The 17,649-nt window shown below is 68.3% G+C and carries 15 protein-coding genes and 2 tRNA genes; 7 read left to right on the plus strand and 10 right to left on the minus strand.

Annotated features, from left to right (window positions below; translation table 11 throughout):
• Positions 1-31 precede the first annotated feature (31 nt).
• Positions 32-1,780, plus strand: coding sequence for a GGDEF domain-containing protein (locus M8R19_RS07080; RefSeq protein ID WP_249917419.1), 1,749 nt, complete (start codon positions 32-34; stop codon positions 1,778-1,780).
• A 7-nt stretch (positions 1,781-1,787) separates the two neighbouring features.
• Here M8R19_RS07080 and M8R19_RS07085 read toward each other — a convergent pair whose 3' ends face one another.
• From M8R19_RS07085 to M8R19_RS07115, 7 genes are all read right to left on the minus strand, one after another.
• Positions 1,788-2,267, minus strand: a complete 480-nt coding sequence (locus M8R19_RS07085) for a sel1 repeat family protein (protein WP_249917420.1) — start codon at positions 2,265-2,267, stop codon at positions 1,788-1,790.
• A complete protein-coding gene (locus M8R19_RS07090; RefSeq protein ID WP_009620544.1) occupies positions 2,264-2,629 on the minus strand; it encodes a hypothetical protein in 366 nt (121 codons plus the stop codon). Before M8R19_RS07090 ends, M8R19_RS07085 begins: the two co-directional genes overlap by 4 nt.
• A complete protein-coding gene (locus M8R19_RS07095) occupies positions 2,626-2,943 on the minus strand; it encodes a helix-turn-helix domain-containing protein (RefSeq protein ID WP_249917421.1) in 318 nt (105 codons plus the stop codon). The genes M8R19_RS07090 and M8R19_RS07095 overlap by 4 nt, the downstream gene beginning before the upstream one ends.
• Before the next feature lie 171 nt (positions 2,944-3,114).
• The gene (locus M8R19_RS07100; protein ID WP_249917422.1) at positions 3,115-3,540 is read right to left on the minus strand and encodes a YkvA family protein; all 426 of its coding nucleotides are present in this window, start codon (positions 3,538-3,540) and stop codon (positions 3,115-3,117) included.
• 368 nt (positions 3,541-3,908) lie between these two features.
• Positions 3,909-4,646 (minus strand): BamJ family beta-barrel-assembly machinery protein, encoded by a 738-nt coding sequence (gene bamJ, locus M8R19_RS07105; protein WP_009620550.1) that lies wholly within the window; start codon positions 4,644-4,646, stop codon positions 3,909-3,911.
• 231 nt (positions 4,647-4,877) lie between these two features.
• Positions 4,878-4,954, minus strand: a tRNA-Asp gene (locus tag M8R19_RS07110).
• Between the two features lie 15 nt (positions 4,955-4,969).
• Positions 4,970-5,045 (minus strand) — tRNA-Val (locus M8R19_RS07115).
• Positions 5,046-5,223: 178 nt separating this feature from the next.
• Here M8R19_RS07115 and rdgC point away from each other — a divergent pair.
• From rdgC to M8R19_RS07135, 4 genes are all read left to right on the plus strand, one after another.
• A complete protein-coding gene (gene rdgC / locus M8R19_RS07120) occupies positions 5,224-6,144 on the plus strand; it encodes a recombination-associated protein RdgC (protein WP_009620552.1) in 921 nt (306 codons plus the stop codon).
• 62 nt (positions 6,145-6,206) lie between these two features.
• The gene (locus tag M8R19_RS07125; protein WP_249917423.1) at positions 6,207-7,151 is read left to right on the plus strand and encodes a bile acid:sodium symporter family protein; all 945 of its coding nucleotides are present in this window, start codon (positions 6,207-6,209) and stop codon (positions 7,149-7,151) included.
• A gap of 145 nt (positions 7,152-7,296) precedes the next feature.
• A complete protein-coding gene (gene sugE / locus M8R19_RS07130) occupies positions 7,297-7,611 on the plus strand; it encodes a quaternary ammonium compound efflux SMR transporter SugE (RefSeq protein ID WP_009620556.1) in 315 nt (104 codons plus the stop codon).
• 191 nt (positions 7,612-7,802) lie between these two features.
• Positions 7,803-8,012, plus strand: a complete 210-nt coding sequence (locus M8R19_RS07135) for a cold-shock protein (RefSeq protein WP_009620558.1) — start codon at positions 7,803-7,805, stop codon at positions 8,010-8,012.
• A 49-nt stretch (positions 8,013-8,061) separates the two neighbouring features.
• Here M8R19_RS07135 and M8R19_RS07140 read toward each other — a convergent pair whose 3' ends face one another.
• From M8R19_RS07140 to M8R19_RS07150, 3 genes are all read right to left on the minus strand, one after another.
• Complete coding sequence (locus M8R19_RS07140) at positions 8,062-9,936, minus strand: MFS transporter (protein ID WP_249917424.1); 1,875 nt, start codon at positions 9,934-9,936, stop codon at positions 8,062-8,064.
• A gap of 682 nt (positions 9,937-10,618) precedes the next feature.
• Positions 10,619-11,479, minus strand: a complete 861-nt coding sequence (locus tag M8R19_RS07145; RefSeq protein WP_249917425.1) for an AraC family transcriptional regulator — start codon at positions 11,477-11,479, stop codon at positions 10,619-10,621.
• A gap of 9 nt (positions 11,480-11,488) precedes the next feature.
• The gene (locus tag M8R19_RS07150) at positions 11,489-12,058 is read right to left on the minus strand and encodes a GNAT family N-acetyltransferase (protein ID WP_116423104.1); all 570 of its coding nucleotides are present in this window, start codon (positions 12,056-12,058) and stop codon (positions 11,489-11,491) included.
• Between the two features lie 251 nt (positions 12,059-12,309).
• Here M8R19_RS07150 and M8R19_RS07155 point away from each other — a divergent pair, with 251 nt between their 5' ends.
• Together M8R19_RS07155 and M8R19_RS07160 are read left to right on the plus strand one after the other, a co-directional pair.
• The gene (locus tag M8R19_RS07155) at positions 12,310-15,786 is read left to right on the plus strand and encodes a PAS domain-containing hybrid sensor histidine kinase/response regulator (protein WP_249917426.1); all 3,477 of its coding nucleotides are present in this window, start codon (positions 12,310-12,312) and stop codon (positions 15,784-15,786) included.
• Between the two features lie 603 nt (positions 15,787-16,389).
• Positions 16,390-17,649, plus strand: a complete 1,260-nt coding sequence (locus M8R19_RS07160) for an MgtC/SapB family protein (protein ID WP_249917427.1) — start codon at positions 16,390-16,392, stop codon at positions 17,647-17,649.

Raw genomic sequence — 17,649 nt, forward strand, 5'->3', positions numbered from 1 at the left:
CCTTCGTCTTTTCACCCCACAGAGAACCGTCATGACCGTCACCGAGCAGTTGAGCGCGCTGGCCCAGATCATCGCTCACGGCGACCTGCATTGTCTGTTCCAACCCATAGTGTCGCTCTCCGAGCGGCGCCTGGTAGGCTACGAGGCCCTCACCCGCGGCCCCTCCAACAGCCCACTGCACTCCCCCCTCACGCTGTTCAGCACCGCGCGCCACGCCGGCCGCCTGAGCGAGCTGGACGTGCTCTGCCGGCGCCGCGCCTGCCAGCGCTTCCACGAGCTGGGGCTGGGCGGCAAGCTGTTCCTCAACGTCGCCCCCGAGTCACTGCTGGACCCCAGCCACCAGCCCGGCCGTACCCTGCAGTTGCTGCAGACCCTCGGCATAGCGCCGGGCGACGTGGTCATCGAGCTGACCGAGCAGGCGCCCATCGAGGACTTCGGCCTGCTCGACACCGCGCTGCACCACTACCGCGCCATGGGCTTCTGCATCGCCCTGGACGACCTAGGCGCCGGCTACTCCAGCCTGCGCCTGTGGTCGGAGCTGCGCCCGGACTACGTGAAGATCGACCGCCACTTCATCGACGGCATCCACCAGGACGGCGTCAAGCGCGAGTTCGTTGGCTCCATCCTGAAGATGGCCCACGCCTCCCGCGCCCAGGTGATAGCCGAGGGGATCGAATTGCCGGAGGAACTGGCGGTGCTCTCGGAGATGGGCGTCGACCTGGTCCAGGGCTACCTGATCGGCCGCCCGCAGGAACAGCCGGTGCGCGAGGTCCGCGGGCTGCTGCCGGACCTCGACCGCACGGACGCCCTGCACGGCGAGGAACAGGCCGACCTGCGCCCGCTGTTGCTGGAACAGCCGGCGGTGGGCCGCGATACACCGATCGCCGAGGTGCTCGAAGCATTCCGCGCCCAGGCCAACCTGAACGCCCTGGCGGTGCTCGACGAGCACCAGCAGCCGGTGGGCATCGTCCACCGCCATGCGCTCTCCGATGCCCTGCTCAAACCCTTCGGCACCGAGCTATACGCACGCAAGCCGATCAGCCGGCTGATGAACGAGGACTTCCTCGCGGTGGAGCGCAGCCAGTCGCTGCAGCAGGTCAGCCGCCTGCTCACCAGCCGCGCGCGGCAGCGCATCGAGGAAGACTTCATCATCACCCAGGGCGGCCGCTACCTCGGCCTGGGCCGGGTGATCGACGTGCTCAAGCTGATCACCGAACTGAAGATCCGCCAGGCGCGCTACGCCAACCCGCTGACCCTGCTGCCGGGCAACGTGCCCATCCAGCAGTGCCTGGGCCGCCTGCTGCAGCAGGAGCGCGAGGCGGCGGTGTGCTACGTCGACATCGACAGCTTCAAGCCCTTCAACGACCTCTACGGCTACGCCCGCGGCGACGAGGTGCTGCTGTGCCTGGCGCAGTGCCTGAGCGACCGGGTGGACCCCGGCTGCGACTTCGTCGGCCACATCGGCGGCGACGACTTCATGCTGGTATTCACATCCGGGGACTGGCGCAACCGCCTCAACCAGCTGCTGGAGGACTTCCAGGGCCAGTGCCGGCGCTTCTACAACCAGGAGCACCTGCAGGCCGGCTGCTTCGTCGCCTATAACCGCCGCGGCCAGCGCCAGGAGTTCCCGCTGCTGTCGCTGTCGGTGGGCGTGGTGCACCTCAAGCCCGGCGCCGGCGAGCGCCTGGACGCGGCGCAACTGGCGAGCATCGCCTCCGAGGCCAAGCGCCACGCCAAGGAAGTGCCGGGCTACAGCCGGCACGTCATCACGCTGGAATAGAAGCCGCTCAGAGTCCGAGACGCGCCGCCAGGGCCTGATAGCGTTCGGCTTGCTCGGCATCGGCGGCGAGGCCTTCGGCCCCGTCGCGATAGAGCTCGGCCAGGCGCCGCGCGGCCAGCGGATGACCGGCCTCGGCGGCCTGGGCCCAATGACGCGCCGCAGCGGTACCGTCCGGCTGCCGCTGCGCGCTGCCCTGCAGGGCCTGCACGCCCAGTTGGTAGGCAGCCTTGGCATCACCGCCGGCGGCCGCCAGGGCGAGCAGGCGCAGGCCCTCCTCGCGGGCGCCGAAGCCCTGGCCGCGGAACAGCAGCAGGTGGCCGTAGAAGCTCTGCGCAGCCACGTCGCCGAGATTGGCCATGCGCGAGAACTGCCCCTGCATCCACCGCCAGGCGCGCGGCTGGCGGACCAGCCAGGGCCAGCCCATCAGGCGTCGCGCCACGGCGTAGGACAGGCGGGCGCGCAGGCGCCAGACGAACTCGCGGCTCACGGCTCTTCCGGATAGTCGAATTCAAACACCCGCACCACCTCGGCGGCATGCCAGCCCGCCGCCGCCGGGCCGTCAGAAGCGCCGGAGAAGCGTCCCAGGCGCTCCACGCACTCGAAGAACCCGGTGCGCGGCAGGCGGCTGGCGCCCTGGCTGATCACCAGCGAGCTGCGCAGCGGCCGGCCGGCGCGGGCATCGAGCTGCGCCAGGTGTTCCAGGGCCGCGGTCAGGGTGGTCATCGCCGGAGTCGGCAGTTGCAGGCGCTCGATCAGCGCCCGGTAGGTCAGCAGGTGGCGCTGGCGGCGCGCGTCTTCCAGCTCGTCCAGCAAGCCCTGCCAATGCTTGCGGCTGATATGCACGCTCAAGATGCCGACTCCGACTTCGCTCCCAGTGCGCGACGCAGGCCGTGCTCGATGGCTTCGCTGACCTCGCGCTCGCCGCTTTCGATCATCCCCAGGTAGGACGGGCTGATCCCCACCTCGCGGGCCACGCTCTCCAGGGACAGGCCACGCGCCTCGCGCAGTTCGCGCCAGGAGGCGGTCGGCGCCGCCACCGTGACGGCGCCCGCCGGGGGCTGGGCGGAGCGGGCGCCGGCAGCGGCCAGCAGCGCCTGGTAGTCGGCCCAGGGAAGCACGGCGTACTCCGCTTCGCCGTCTCGCGTGATCACTTGCACATTCATCGACAACACTCCTTGCATGCCGGCATTTCAACGGGCAATGACGGCAACCACTGGCGCCTGCCCAGCATTCCGACCTTTCACAGTATCGCCCATGAAACGCCGCTCGGCCTCATCGGGCGCATCATCGCGCTTGGCATCGCGACGCCGCGCACGGTTCGCGTGGACGGCAATTCAGCCGCGCGCCGGCCGCTCCGGCCCCGGCAGCAGCGCCAGGGACTGGCGCGTCTCGCGGCTCTGCGCGTCGCGCCAGAGCTTGAAGGCATCCAGCTCGGACTGCCAGTGGCGCACCACCCAGGCCAGCACCGCCAAGTCGTCCAGCAGGCCCACGCCGGGCAGCCAGTCGGGAATCATGTCCAGCGGCGAGAGGAAATACAGCAGCGCCGCCACCACGGCCAGCAGCGCCCTGGGGTTGAGCTGGCGATACTGCCCGCGCACGGTGGCCAGGGCGAGTTCCTGCAGCAGGCGCAGGTCGGCCTTGACCAGCTTCAGGCGCGTGCTCTTGCGCGCCACGGCGAACAGCAGCGCCGGTACCCGGCCCCGGGCAAGAAAGCGTTCGGCCAGGGCCAGATAACGGTCGAAACCGGCGGGTTTCTTCATCGGGCACCTCGTCCCGGCGGTGTCGCCGGGGAACGTTTGGGTTATCCACCTTTCCTGTGGATAACTCTGTTGAAAGTATCCGGTCTCCGCGCCGGAAAGCCCGTCGCCAGCGGCCTACAGACAGATCGGCGATTTTTTGTTCAGCTCGGGAAACCTTATAAAAATCATACAGTTGCGGCTATTCGATATCACCCTTCGCTGTCAAGCACCGGCCGTAACCACGGCTGCGACATATATGTGCATAAGGGTAACATCCCGCACCAGACTACGCCCTTTCCGACCGGCTGGTCAGCCGCGGGGCAGCGCCATCTTCCTGCAGAAACAGGAACGCCCCGCACGAGCGGGGCGTCCTCTTGGTACGAATGTACTCAGTTCTGCGCCGGGGCTTGCGGCTGCTCGCCGCCGGCCTGGTTGGCGTCCTTGATGCCCAGCAGTTCCAGGTCGAACACCAGCACCGAGTTGGCCGGAATGGTCGGGCTCGGGCTCTGCGAGCCGTAGGCCAGTTCGCTGGGGATGAACAGCTTGATCTTCTCGCCCACGTGCATCAGTTGCAGGGCTTCGACCCAGCCCGGGATCACGCCGTTGACCGGCAGGTCGATGGGGCTGCCGCGCTGGATGGAGCTGTCGAACACGGTGCCGTCGGTCAGCTTGCCCTCGTAGTGCACGGTGACCACGTCGGTGGCCTTGGGCTGCGGGCCGTCGGCCTTCTTCACCACTTCGTACTGCAGGCCGGACTTGGTGGTGACCACGCCTTCGCGCTTGCCGTTGTCCTCGAGGAACTTCTTGCCGGCCTTGAGGGTTTCCTCGCTCAGCTTGGCCATGCGCTCCTCGGAACGCTTCTGCAGGTCGGTGAACGCCTGGGTCAGCTCTTCATCGGTGACGCGCTGCGGCTTCTTGCCGATGGCATCTTCGATGCCCTGGGCGACGGCCTTGGAGTCCAGATCGTTCATGCCTTCCTGGGCCAGGCTCTTGCCCATGTTCAGGCCGATGCCGTAGGAAGCCTTCTGCGCCGACGTCTTGAGCTCCACATTGGCAGCCTGCTGATCGCAGCCCGCGAGAACCAGGCCGACCAGTGCGATCGCTGCCGCCAACCGATGTTGTTTCATGCTGATTCCTTGTCTGATTGCCATGCTGGCATTTCGATGAAACCGCGAGCTTATCAGGGCGCCGCGGCCAATGGCTATGGGCAATAGGAACCACTGCCGGGGGATAAGTTCCCACGGCAAACTTATAGAAAAATTAACAGGATAGGCGTTGCGAACGGCGTCGCACGCGGGCCTTTTCCGGAGCCGGAAAAGACAAAGCCCCCAGGCATTTCTGCCTGAGGGCTTGGAATATGGCGCAGCGGACGGGACTCGAACCCGCGACCCCCGGCGTGACAGGCCGGTATTCTAACCGACTGAACTACCGCTGCGTCGGACCTCGAGTTTGGTGGGTGATGACGGGATCGAACCGCCGACCCTCTGCTTGTAAGGCAGATGCTCTCCCAGCTGAGCTAATCACCCTTCACTCTCGAAGTGGGGCGCATTCTACGGAGGCATTCGCACCCTGGCAAGCCCCCGCGTGAAAATTTTTTTCTGCCGTTCCAAAGGCTTAGGAAAACGCCGGCGAAACGCCATGGGCTTGGCCTGGACCGCCGCTGTGGGAATAATGCAGTCCTTTGTGTCCGGGAGTTTGACCCTCATGTGGTTCCGTAACCTGCTCGTCTACCGCCTCACCCAGGATCTGCAGATCGATGCCGATGCCCTCGAGAAAGCCCTGGCCAGCAAGCCGGCGCGCCCCTGCGCCAGCCAGGAACTGACCACCTACGGGTTCACCGCGCCCTTCGGCAAGGGCCCCGACGCGCCCCTGGCCCACGTCAGCCAGGGCTTCTACCTGATCAGCGCGCGCAAGGAGGAACGCATCCTCCCCGGCAGCGTGGTGCGTGATGCGCTGAAGGACAAGGTGGACGAAATCGAGACCGCGCAGATGCGCAAGGTCTACAAGAAGGAGCGCGACCAGCTCAAGGACGAGATCGTCCAGAGCCTGCTGCCGCGCGCCTTCATCCGCCGCTCCTCGACCTTCGCGGCGATCGCCCCGGAGCTGGGCCTGATCCTGGTCGATACCGCCAGCGCGAAGAAGGCCGAGGACCTGCTCTCCACCCTGCGCGAGGCCCTCGGCTCGCTGCCGGTGCGCCCGCTCAGCGTCAAGGTCGCGCCCAGCGCCACCCTCACCGACTGGGTGAAGACCCAGGAGGCCGCCGGCGACTTCTTCGTGCTGGACGAGTGCGAACTGCGCGACACCCACGAGGACGGCGGCGTGGTGCGCTGCAAGCGCCAGGACCTGACCAGCGACGAGATCCAGCTGCACCTGTCCTCCGGCAAGCTGGTCACCCAGCTGGCGCTGGCCTGGTCGGACAAGCTCAGCTTCGTGCTCGACGACAAGCTGGCGATCAAGCGCCTGCGCTTCGAGGAACTGCTGCAGGAGCAGGCCGAGAAGGACGGCGGCGACGACGCCCTCGGCCAGCTCGACGCCAGCTTCATCCTGATGATGCTGACCTTCGGCCAGTTCCTGCCGGCGCTGTTCGAAGCACTTGGCGGCGAGGAAATCCCACAGGGCATTTAAGCCCATCCCGGCCGGCGCCCTATATGGCGCCGGCCCAACAATAACGACAAGGACCACCGTCCATGCGCGCCATCGCCTTGCTGAGCCGCTTCGTCGGCAACACCTTCGCCCTCTGGGTACTGCTGTTCGCCGTGCTGGCCTTCCTCGCGCCGCAGTGGTTCCGCCCGCTGGCGCCGGCGATCGTGCCGATGCTCGGCATCGTCATGTTCGGCATGGGCCTGACGCTGAAGCTGGAAGACTTCGCCGAAGTGGCGCGCCATCCCTGGCGCGTGTGCCTGGGCGTGGTCGCCCACTTCGTCATCATGCCCGGCGTGGCCTGGCTGCTGTGCCAGCTGCTGCACCTGCCGCCGGAGATCGCCGTGGGCGTGATCCTGGTCGGCTGCTGCCCCAGCGGCACCGCCTCCAACGTCATGACCTGGCTGGCTCGCGGCGACCTGGCGCTGTCGGTGGCTATCGCCGCGGTGACCACCCTACTCGCCCCGCTGCTGACCCCGGCGCTGATCTGGCTGCTGGCCTCGGCCTGGCTGCCGGTGTCCTTTGCCGAGCTGTTCTGGTCGATCCTCCAAGTGGTGCTGCTGCCCATCGCCCTCGGCGTGGTCGCCCAGCGCCTGTTCGGCGCACGGGTGGGCAAGGTGGTGGAAGTGCTGCCGCTGGTCTCGGTAGTGTGCATCGTGGTGATAGTCGCGGCGGTGGTGGCGGCCAGCCAGGCGAAGATCGCCGAGTCCGGCCTGCTGATCATGGCCGTGGTGATCCTGCACAACGGCTTCGGCTTCCTCCTCGGCTACCTCGCCGGGCGCGCCTTCGGCCTGCCCCTGGCACAGCGCAAGTCGCTGGCGCTGGAAGTCGGCATGCAGAACTCCGGGCTCGGCGCGGCCCTGGCCAGCGCGCATTTCTCGCCGCTGGCGGCGGTGCCCAGCGCGCTGTTCAGCGTCTGGCACAACATCTCCGGAGCCACCCTGTCGAGCTGGTTCCGCCGCCTGACGGACAAGCCCGAACAGGACGCCTGAAGCCTGCCGGCCCGGGCGCGACGCCGGCACAGGTTGCCGCCCGGGCCAAATTGTGCAAAATACTGCACATCGTGAGGACGACCTCACCACCGCCAGGTGCACCGACGGGGACGGCCCTGCCCATCAGTCATCCCGGAGGTCTCCCATGTCCTGGTTCATCCTTTTCCTCGCCGGCCTGTTCGAAGTGGCCTGGGCCGTCGGTCTGAAATACACCGAAGGTTTCACCCGCCTGTGGCCCAGCGTGCTGACCGCGCTGGCCATGGCCGCCAGCATCGGCCTGCTGGGCCTTGCCATGAAACACCTGCCGCTGGGCACCGCCTACGCCATCTGGACCGGCATCGGCGCGCTGGGCACGGTGACCCTCGGCATCCTGCTGTTCGGCGAATCCGTCGCCCCGCTGCGCCTGCTCAGCATCGCGCTGATCCTCTGCGGCCTGGTTGGGCTGAAGTTAAGCCATTGAAATCGGCACGTCCGTCCTGTCGCTTTCCCGGAAAAGTCCCGGTATGCTGCGGCAACTGTGCTTGCCAGGATCGTCACGGCTGATGACCTGAAGGCGGCGACGCTCTTCGTTCGGCCCGGCCCACACCTTGCAACTCAGAACAGGCGGCGGTAACGCCGTGCAGCAAACCACAACGTTCAAGGTGTAATTCCATGTCGAATCGTCAGACCGGCACCGTCAAATGGTTCAACGATGCCAAGGGCTTTGGCTTCATCACCCAGGAAAACGGTGGCGACCTGTTCGTTCACTTCCGTTCCATCCAGGGCAATGGCTTCAAGTCGCTGCAGGAAGGCCAGAAGGTCTCCTTCATCGTTGTAGAAGGCCAGAAAGGCCTGCAGGCGGACGAAGTTCAGGTCATCTGAACCTCGCACCCCTGTGAAAAAGCCCCGGCTCTGCCGGGGCTTTTTCGTTTCAGCGGGCGTTGCCGCGCAGGCCAGCCACCTGCGCCTGCAGGTATTGGCGCCCAGCCTCCTGCGGCGGCAGCGGCTGCCCCGCCACCAGACACACGCGCGACCAGAAGCGGCGGAAGAAGCCCTTGTCCGGGTCGCGGCTGAAGAAGCTGCCCCACAGGCCCTGCAGCGCCATGGGGATCACCGGTACCGGGGTTTCCTCGATGATCCGCTCCACCCCGCCGCGGAACTCGTTCATCTCGCCGTCGGCGGTCAGCTTGCCCTCGGGGAAGATGCACACCACCTCGCCGTCCTTCAGGTACTGCGCCACGCGGCGGAAGGCCTCCTCGTAGATGCGCTCGTCCTCGTGGCGCGCGGCGATGGGCACGGCGCCGGCGGTGCGGAAGATGAAGTTGAGCACCGGCAGGCGGAAGATCTTGTAGTACATCACGAAGCGCACCGGGCGGCGGATGGAGCCGGCGATGAGCAGCGCGTCGACGAAGGACACGTGGTTGCACACCAGCACCACCGGCCCCTCGTCGGGGATGGCCTCGAGGTTCTGGTGGTCGACGCGGTACATGGAGTGGCTGAGCAGCCAGACCAGGAAGCGCATGGTGAACTCGGGCACGATCTTGAAGATGTACACGTTCACCGCGACGTTCATCAGCGACAGCACCAGGAACAGCTGCGGGATGCTCAGCTTGGCCACCGACAGCAGCAGGATCGAGACGACGGCGGCGACCACCATGAACAGCGCGTTGAGGATGTTGTTCGCGGCGATTACCCGGGCCCGCTTGTCCTCCTCGGTGCGCGCCTGGATCAGGGCGTACAGCGGCACTATGTAGAAGCCGCCGAAGACGCCGATGCCGAGGATGTCGCCGAGCACCGCCCAGCTCTGCGGGTGCTCCAGCACTTCCAGCCAGGTGAACGGCGCGGCGCCGACGGGGAAGCCGCCGCTGTGCCACCACAGCAGGATGCCGAACAGGCTCAGGCCAATGGAGCCGAAGGGCACCAGGCCGATCTCCACCTTCTTGCCCGAGAGCTTCTCGCAGAGCATCGAGCCCAGGGCGATGCCCACCGAGAACACGGTGAGGATCAGCGTCACCACGCTCTCGTCGCCGTGCAGCAGCTCCTTGGCGTAGGTCGGGATCTGCGTCAGGTAGACGGCGCCGAGGAACCAGAACCAGGAGTTGCCCACCAGCGAGCGCGACACCGCCGGGCGCTGGCCGAGGCCCAGGCGCAGGATGGCCCAGGACTGCTTGAAGATGTTCCAGTCCAGCTGCAGTTGCGGCAGCGCGGCGGCGGCGCGGGGAATGCCGCGGCTGGCCAGGAAGCCGCAGATAGCCACCAGCACCACGGCGATTCCCACCGCCGGGGCGTAGGCCTGGCGCGACATCAGCACGCCGGCGCCGATGGTGCCGGCGAGGATGGCCAGGAAGGTGCCCATCTCCACCAGGGCGTTGCCGCCGACCAGTTCGTCGTCGCGCAGGTGCTGCGGCAGGATCGAGTACTTCACCGGGCCGAACAGCGCCGAATGGGTGCCCATGGCGAACAGGGCGAGGAACAGCAGCGGCAGGCTGCCGAACAGGAAGCCCGCGGCGCCGACCAGCATGATGACGATCTCTGCGGCCTTCAGGGCGCGCATCAGCGCGTCCTTGTTGAACTTCTCGCCGAACTGCCCGCCCAGGGCGGAGAACAGGAAGAACGGCAGGATGAACAGCAGGGCGCAGAGGTTGACCAGCAGATTGCGGTCACCGCCGACGCTCAGGTGGTAGAGGATCGCCAGGATCAGCGACTGCTTGAAGATGTTGTCGTTGAAGGCGCCGAGCAGCTGGGTGATGAAGAACGGCAAAAAGCGCCGGGTGCCCAGCAGGGCGAATTGCGAGTGTTGGCTCATCGTCCGTGTGTACCTGGTCAGGCGACCCCGAAAGCGGGCCGGGAGGACGCCGCGGCGTCCGTCGCAGATTTGACTGCAACTGCGATGCCTCTGGCCACATCCGCGGGCAAAAATTCCGAATTGCCTCTCGCATGGCCGGACAGGCCGGGGCGAAATCGCGGATGAGATCCGCTCCTACGCTGCCCCACCCACGCCATTCCATGTAGGAGTGCGCCCTGCGCGCGAAATCGCGGGCAGGGCCCGCTCCTACAGGTTGCACGGTATTCCTCCCCCCGAGCGGACCTTGTCCGCGATAGCCGGAACCCCCGGCGCGATTCGCGGATAGGATCCGCTCCTACGCCGCCCCACCCGCACCATTCCATGTAGGAGCGCGCCCTGCGCGCGATTTCGCGGGCAGGGCCCGCTCCTACAGGTTGCACGGTATTCCTCCCCCCGTAGGAGCGGACCTTGTCCGCGATAGCCGGAACCACCGGCGCGATTCGCGGATAAGATCCGCTCCTACGCCGCCCCACCCGCACCATTCCATGTAGGAGCACAGTATTCCTCCCCCGTAGGAGCGGACCTTGTCCGCGATAGCCGGAACCCCCGGCGCGATTCGCGGATAGGATCCGCTCCTACGCCGCCGCCGCACCATTCCATGTAGGAGCGCGCCCTGCGCGCGAATCGCGGGCAGGGCCCGCTCCTACAGGTTGCCGGGTGGCAGGCCGGAGCGCCCACAGGCCTGGCGGTATTCCCCCGGCGCCACGCCGTAGGCCTGCTTGAACTGGCGGCTCAGGTGGCTCTGGTCGGCGTAGCCCAGCTGCGCCGCCACCGAGGCCGGCGCGCAGCCGCCCTTGAGCAGGGCGCGGGCCTGCTCCAGGCGGCGTTGCTTGATCCAGGCGTGGGGCGGCAGGCCGGTGGACTTGCGGAACACCCGGGCGAAATGGAACGGCGACAGATTCACCGCCGCCGCCAGCTCTTCCAGCGACGGCGGCTCGACCAGCCGGGCGGCCAGCAGCTCGCGGGCGCGGGCCACCGCCTGGGGTTCCTGCCCGGCCGGGCGCGCCTCGGGCACCCGCGCGTGGCGCTGGAACAGCAACAGCAGCGCCTCGCGCCAGCAGGTCTGGCGCTCCAGGCTGCTGGCGTTGGACTCCAGCAGGCGGTGCACGTGCAGGAAGGCCCGGCTCAGCTCGGGATCGTGCAACACGCTGGCGTCGAAGGTCGGCAGGCCGCGGCCACCCAGCTCCAGCTCGTCGAGCACGCTGCCGACCTGCCCGATCTCCGGATAGAAACCACGGTACAGCCAGCCCGCCTCATGGGCCTTGGAGCCGGTGTGGACCTCATCGGGATTGATCAGCACCAGGCTACCGCTGGGCGCCAGGTGCTCGGCGCCACGGTGGCGGAAGCGCTGGGCGCCCTGCTCGATCAGCACCAGGGCGAAGCCTTCGTGGACATGGGGGGCAAAGCGCTGCTCGATGAAGCGCGCGTGCAGCAGCTCCAGGCCGCCCAGTTCCTGGGCCCGCCAGAAGCGCGTCTGCTCGCCATGGGCGCTGTCGAGGGGCATGCCGGGGCCTCAGCCGATGAAGCCGGCTTCCAGGGCGGCCTTCACCTGCGGCCACTCCAGGTCGGTGATGCTGTAGAGAACGCTGTCGTCCAGGCGCCCGCCGGCCAGGCGCCGGTGGTTGCGCAGCACGCCCTCGCGCACCGCGCCGAGCTTCTCGATGGCGCGCTGCGAGCGCAGGTTGCTGGCGGCGGTCTTCAGCTGCACGCGGACCATCTTCCAGTTGTCGAAGGCCTGGCGCAGCATCAGGTACTTGATGCTGGCGTTCAGCCCGGTGCCGTGCTGTGCCGCATCCAGCCAGGTGCCGCCGATCTCGCAGGCCGGCAGCGCCGGGAGGAAGTCCATGAAGCGGGTGGTGCCCACCAGTTGGTTGCCCAGGCGCACCACCAGCGGCAGGGCGCGGCCCTCGCGCTGCTCGGCGAGGCTGTTGCGGTACCAGTCCGGGCGCTGCGGCGCGCTCATGAACCTCAGCGCCTCGCGATTGGCCTCGGCCAGCGCCACCAGGTCCGGCACGTCGGCCTCGACCATGGGCTCCAGGCGCAGCGCACCGCGCTGCAGGGTGATGGGTGACGGTCTGAACATGGCCCCTCCTCGTACCTCGACTTTCCGCCGGCTCCTATCGGAACCCGGTGCCCGGCAATAGTGCCACAGCGGCGCCAGGGCGCGACGGACGGGCCCCGGGCGAAAAGGCCGGCAAAGCTACCAGCGCTTTCCCACTGCGGCAAGCGGCCTCTGAGACCTTGGTCGCAGGGGTTCTGACAGCATCGGACTTTGGTGCGAAACTGCATCCCAGCAGCTCCTGCGGGGGAGCGAGTCGATTTGTCGGAGTTCGCATGTCGTTGTCCAGTGGGCTGATCGCCACGGTCGCCCTTCTCTACATGGCCATCCTGTTCGCCATCGCCTTCTATGGCGACCGCCGCCGCGCGCCCCTGTCGCCGCGCCTGCGCGCCTGGGTCTACAGCCTGTCGCTGGCGGTGTACTGCACCAGCTGGACCTTCTTCGGCGCCGTCGGCCAGGCCGCCGGCCAGCTCTGGTCGTTCCTGCCGATCTACCTCGGCCCGGTGTTGCTGATGCTCTTCGCGCCCTGGGTGCTGCAGAAGATGATCATGATCAGCAAGCAGGAGAACATCACCTCCATCGCCGACTTCATCGCCGCGCGCTACGGCAAGTCCCAGGCCCTGGCGGTGGTGGTGGCGCTGATCTGCGTGGTCTGCGTGCTGCCCTACATCGCCCTGCAGCTCAAGGGCATCGTCCTGGGCGTGAACCTCCTGATCGGCGCCGGCGCCGACTCCGGCGGCAGCCGCGCCCAGGACACGGCGCTGATCGTCTCGCTGGTGCTGGCGCTGTTCACCATCGTCTTCGGCACCCGCAGCCTGGACGTCACCGAGCACCACCGCGGCATGGTGCTGGCCATCGCCTTCGAGTCGCTGGTCAAGCTCACCGCCTTCCTCGCCGTGGGCATCTTCGTCACCTTCGGCCTCTACGACGGCTTCGGCGACCTGTTCGACAGGGCCCGCGACGCCCCGCAACTGGCCGAATACTGGCAGGAGACCGTGCACTGGCCGGCCATGCTGCTGCAGACCGGCGTGGCCATGACCGCCATCATGTGCCTGCCGCGGCAGTTCCACGTGCTGGTGGTGGAGAACATCGAGCCGCGCGACCTCAACCTGGCGCGCTGGGTGTTCCCCGCCTACCTGGTGCTGGCCGCGCTGTTCGTGGTGCCCATCGCCCTGGCCGGGCAGATGCAGTTGCCGGCGGGGGTCATCCCCGACTCCTTCGTGATCAGCCTGCCGCTGGCCGAGGCGCACCCGGCGCTGGCGCTGCTGGCCTTCATCGGCGGCGCCTCGGCGGCCACCGGCATGGTCATCGTGGCCAGCGTGGCGCTGTCCACCATGGTCTCCAACGACATGCTGCTGCCCTGGCTGCTGCGCCGCAAGGGCACCGACGCCGAGCAGCCGTTCGAGGTGTTCCGCCACTGGCTGCTGACCGTGCGCCGGGTGAGCATCGCGCTGATCCTCCTGCTGGCCTACGTCAGCTACCGCCTGCTGGGCTCCACCGCGAGCCTGGCGACCATCGGCCAGATCGCCTTCGCCGCCATCGCCCAGCTGGGCCCGGCGATGATCGGCGCACTGTACTGGAAGCAAGCCAACCGCCGCGGCGTGTTCGCCGGCCTCGCCGCCGGCGCCGCGCTCTGGGCCTATACCCTGGTGCTGCCGGTGATCGCCCGCAGCCTGGGCTGGCCGCTGGAGCACTTCCCTGGGCTGACCTGGCTGGCCGCCCACCCCTTCGGCATCAACATCGAGCCGCTGACCCTCGGCGTGCTGCTCTCGCTGATCGGCAACTTCGCCCTGTTCGGCCTGGTCTCGGTGTTCTCCCGCACCCGCGTCTCCGAGCACTGGCAGGCCAGCCGCTTCATCGGCCAGGAAATCTCCCAGCGGCTCAGCTCGCGCTCGATGCTGGCGGTGCAGCTGGAAGACCTGCTGATGCTCGCCGCGCGCTTCGTCGGCGAGGAGCGCGCGCGGCAGAGCTTCATCCGCTTCGCCTACCGCCAGGGCAAGGGCTTCGTGCCCAGCCAGAACGCCAACGACGAGTGGATCGCCCACACCGAGCGCCTGCTCGCCGGCGTGCTCGGCGCCTCCTCGGCGCGCGCGGTGGTGAAGGCCGCCATCGAAGGCCGCGAGATGCAGGTGGAGGACGTGGTGAAGATCGCCGACGAAGCCTCCGAGGTGCTGCAGTTCAACCGTGCCCTGCTGCAGGGCGCCATCGAGAACATCACCCAGGGCATCAGCGTGGTCGACCAGTCGCTGCGCCTGGTGGCCTGGAACCACCGCTACATCGAGCTGTTCGACTATCCCGAGGGGCTGATCCACGTCGGCCGGCCGATCGCCGACATCATCCGCTACAACGCCGAGCGCGGCCTGTGCGGGCCCGGCGACCCCGACCTGCACGTGGCCAAGCGCCTGTACTGGATGCGCCAGGGCACCCCGCACACCTCCGAGCGGCTGTTCCCCAACGGCCGCGTCATCGAGCTGATCGGCAACCCCATGCCCGGCGGCGGCTTCGTCATGAGCTTCACCGACATCACCGCGTTCCGCGACGCCGAGCACGGCCTCAAGGAAGCCAACGAGAGCCTGGAGCAGCGCGTCGAGGAACGCACCCAGGAACTCTCCCAGCTGAACCAGGCGCTGACCGAGGCCAAGGGCACCGCCGAGGCCGCCAACCAGTCGAAGACGCGCTTCCTCGCCGCGGTCAGCCACGACCTGATGCAGCCGCTGAACGCCGCGCGGCTGTTCTCCGCGGCGCTGGCGCAGAGCGAACTGCCCGGCGAGTCCAGCGACCTGGTGCGCCACCTGGACTCCTCGCTGCGTTCGGCCGAGGACCTGATCACCGACCTGCTGGACATCTCGCGCCTGGAAAGCGGCCGCGTCAGCGCCGAGCGCGCGGCCTTCCCGCTCAGCGCCCTGCTCGACCCGCTGGGCGCCGAGTTCCGCGCCCTGGCCCAGGAACAGGGCATCGACTTCCACCTGCGCGGCAGCAAGCTGCGGGTGGACAGCGACATCAAGCTGCTGCGCCGGGTGCTGCAGAACTTCCTGACCAACGCCTTCCGCTACGCCAAGGGCCGCGTGCTACTGGGCGTGCGCCGCGAGGACGGGCACCTGCGCCTGGAGGTGTGGGACCGCGGCCCGGGCATCCCCGAGGACAAGCTCAGCGTGATCTTCGAGGAATTCAAGCGCCTGGACAGCCACCAGACCCGCGCCGAGAAGGGCCTGGGCCTGGGCCTGGCGATCGCCGACCGGCTGTGCAAGGTGCTCGGCCACCGCTTGCAGGTGCGCTCCTGGCCGGGCAAGGGCAGCGTGTTCAGCGTCAGCGTGCCGCTGGCGCGGCAACCGGCGCCGGCCGAGCTCAACGGCCACAAGGCCGAGGTGCCCACCGAGCTGAACGGCGCCCAGGTGCTGTGCGTGGACAACGAGGACAGCATCCTGGTCGGCATGAACAGCCTGCTCAGCCGCTGGGGCTGCCGCGTGCTCACCGCGCGCAGCAAGGCCGAGTGCGAGCAGTTGCTGGACAGCGACGCGCGCCCGGAACTGGCGCTGATCGACTACCACCTGGACAACGGCGAGACCGGCGCCGAACTGATGGCCTGGCTGCGCACGCGCCTGGGCGAACCGGTGCCCGGCGTGGTGATCAGCGCCGACGCCCGCCCCGAGCTGGTGGCGCAGATCCACGCCGCCGGCCTGGAATTCCTCGCCAAGCCGGTGAAACCGGCGGCGCTACGGGCACTGCTGAGCCGGCACCTGAGCTTGCGCTGACCGGACGTCGTAGGCGCATAACGCCTACGGCGTTATCCGCCGCCTGGCCTTGCTTGCCGGCGGCTCCTGGGTTGACCTTGGCGTTGGCTGTGACCCCGGCGTATCGGCGGATAACCGCGAACGGTTATCCGCCCTACGGTTCCGGGAGGCACGGTATTCCTCCCCCGTAGGAGCAGACCTTGTCCGCGATAGCCGGGACCACCGGCGCGATTCGCGGATGAGATCCGCTCCTACGCCACCCCAGCCACGCCATTCCCTTGTAGGAGCGCGCCCTGCGCGCGAATCACGGGCAGGGCCCGCTCCTACAGCCCATGGAGAGGCATGGCATTCCCTCGTAGGAGCACCTGTCTTGCCGGCCGCGTCGGGGCGCTCTTCGTAGGATCGAGGGGGACGCCTAGTTCTTGCTCGCGAATGAGCCCCGCAGCGGAGTCTGTTCGCGAGCGAGCTCGCTCCTACGAGAAGCCATGCCCACCGGAACCTTGTCCGCGATAGCCGGACGTCCCGCCGCGAATCACGAATGAAATCCCCCGCCTTGACCTGGAACACCCCCTCCACGCCGTCAGCTTCTAGACTCCCAGCATCCCCGCACGGAGCCGCCCCGCGATGCTGGACCACATGGAACTCGTCCTCGACCTCACCACCGCCCTGGCCATCGGCCTGCTGGTGGGCACCGAGCGCGGCTGGCGCGAGCGCGACTTCGAGGACATCCGCCAGGTCGCCGGCATCCGCACCTTCACCCTGGCCGGCCTGCTCGGCGGCTTGAGCGCGCTGCTGGCTGGGCACTTCGGCGTCTGGGCCTGGGCGGTGATGGCGCTGCTAGTGGGCCTGCTGGCCGTGGCCGGCTACCTGGCCGACGTGGGCCGCAGCGGCGACCAGGGCATGACCAGCGAGGTCGCCCTGCTCGCCACCTTCCTGCTGGGCAGCCTGGCAGTGGCCGACAGCCGCCTGCTGGCCGCCGGCGGCGGCGTGGTGGTGGCGCTGCTGCTGAGCCTGAAGGAATCCCTGCATGCGGCGCTGAAGCACCTGGAGGCCCGCGAACTCTCGGCGGCCTTCAAGCTGCTGTTCATCTCGGTGGTGATGCTGCCGGTGCTGCCCAACCAGGGCTACGGCCCCTGGCAGGTGTTCAACCCCTACGCCAGCTGGTGGATGGTGGTGCTGATCGCCGGCCTGGGCTTCGCCGCCTACGTCGCCGTGCGCCTCACCGGCACCCGCCACGGCCTGCTGATCACCGCGCTGCTCGGCGGCCTGGTGTCGTCCACGGCGATGACCCTCACCCTCGCCGGCATGCACGGGCAACGCCGCCTGCAACCGCTGCTGGCCGCCGGCCTGCTGGCCACCTCGGCGCTGATGTTCCCGCGGGTGGCCCTGGAGGTCGGCCTGGTCAACGCCGAGCTGCTGCCGGACCTGCTGCCGCCGCTGATCGTCGCCACCCTGATCTATGCCGGCGGCGCGCTGCTGTATTGGCAGCGCGCCAGCCGGGACGAGACGCCCGCCACCAGCGAACCGCCGCTGAAGAACCCCTTCGAACTGGGCCCGGCCTTGCGCTTCGCCGCCCTGCTGGCGCTGATCCTGTTCCTGGTCGAGGCCGGGCACCGCTACCTGGGCGACGTCGGCGTGTACCTGGTGGCGCTGCTCTCGGGCCTGGCCGACGTCGACGCCATCACCCTGTCCCTGGCCAGCAACGCCCTGGGCGGGTTGGGCGCCGAAGTGGCCGGGCACGGCATCGTCCTCGCCGTGGTCAGCAACAGCCTGGTCAAGGCCGCCCTGATCGCCCTGGTCGGCGGCGCCCGGCTGGCCCTGCGCTGCGTACCGGTGATGGTCGCCGGCCTCGCCGCGGGGGCGCTGACGCTGCTCTTCGTGTAG

This window comes from Pseudomonas sp. R3.Fl (genome assembly GCF_023516765.1).
Classification (GTDB): domain Bacteria; phylum Pseudomonadota; class Gammaproteobacteria; order Pseudomonadales; family Pseudomonadaceae; genus Pseudomonas; species Pseudomonas citronellolis.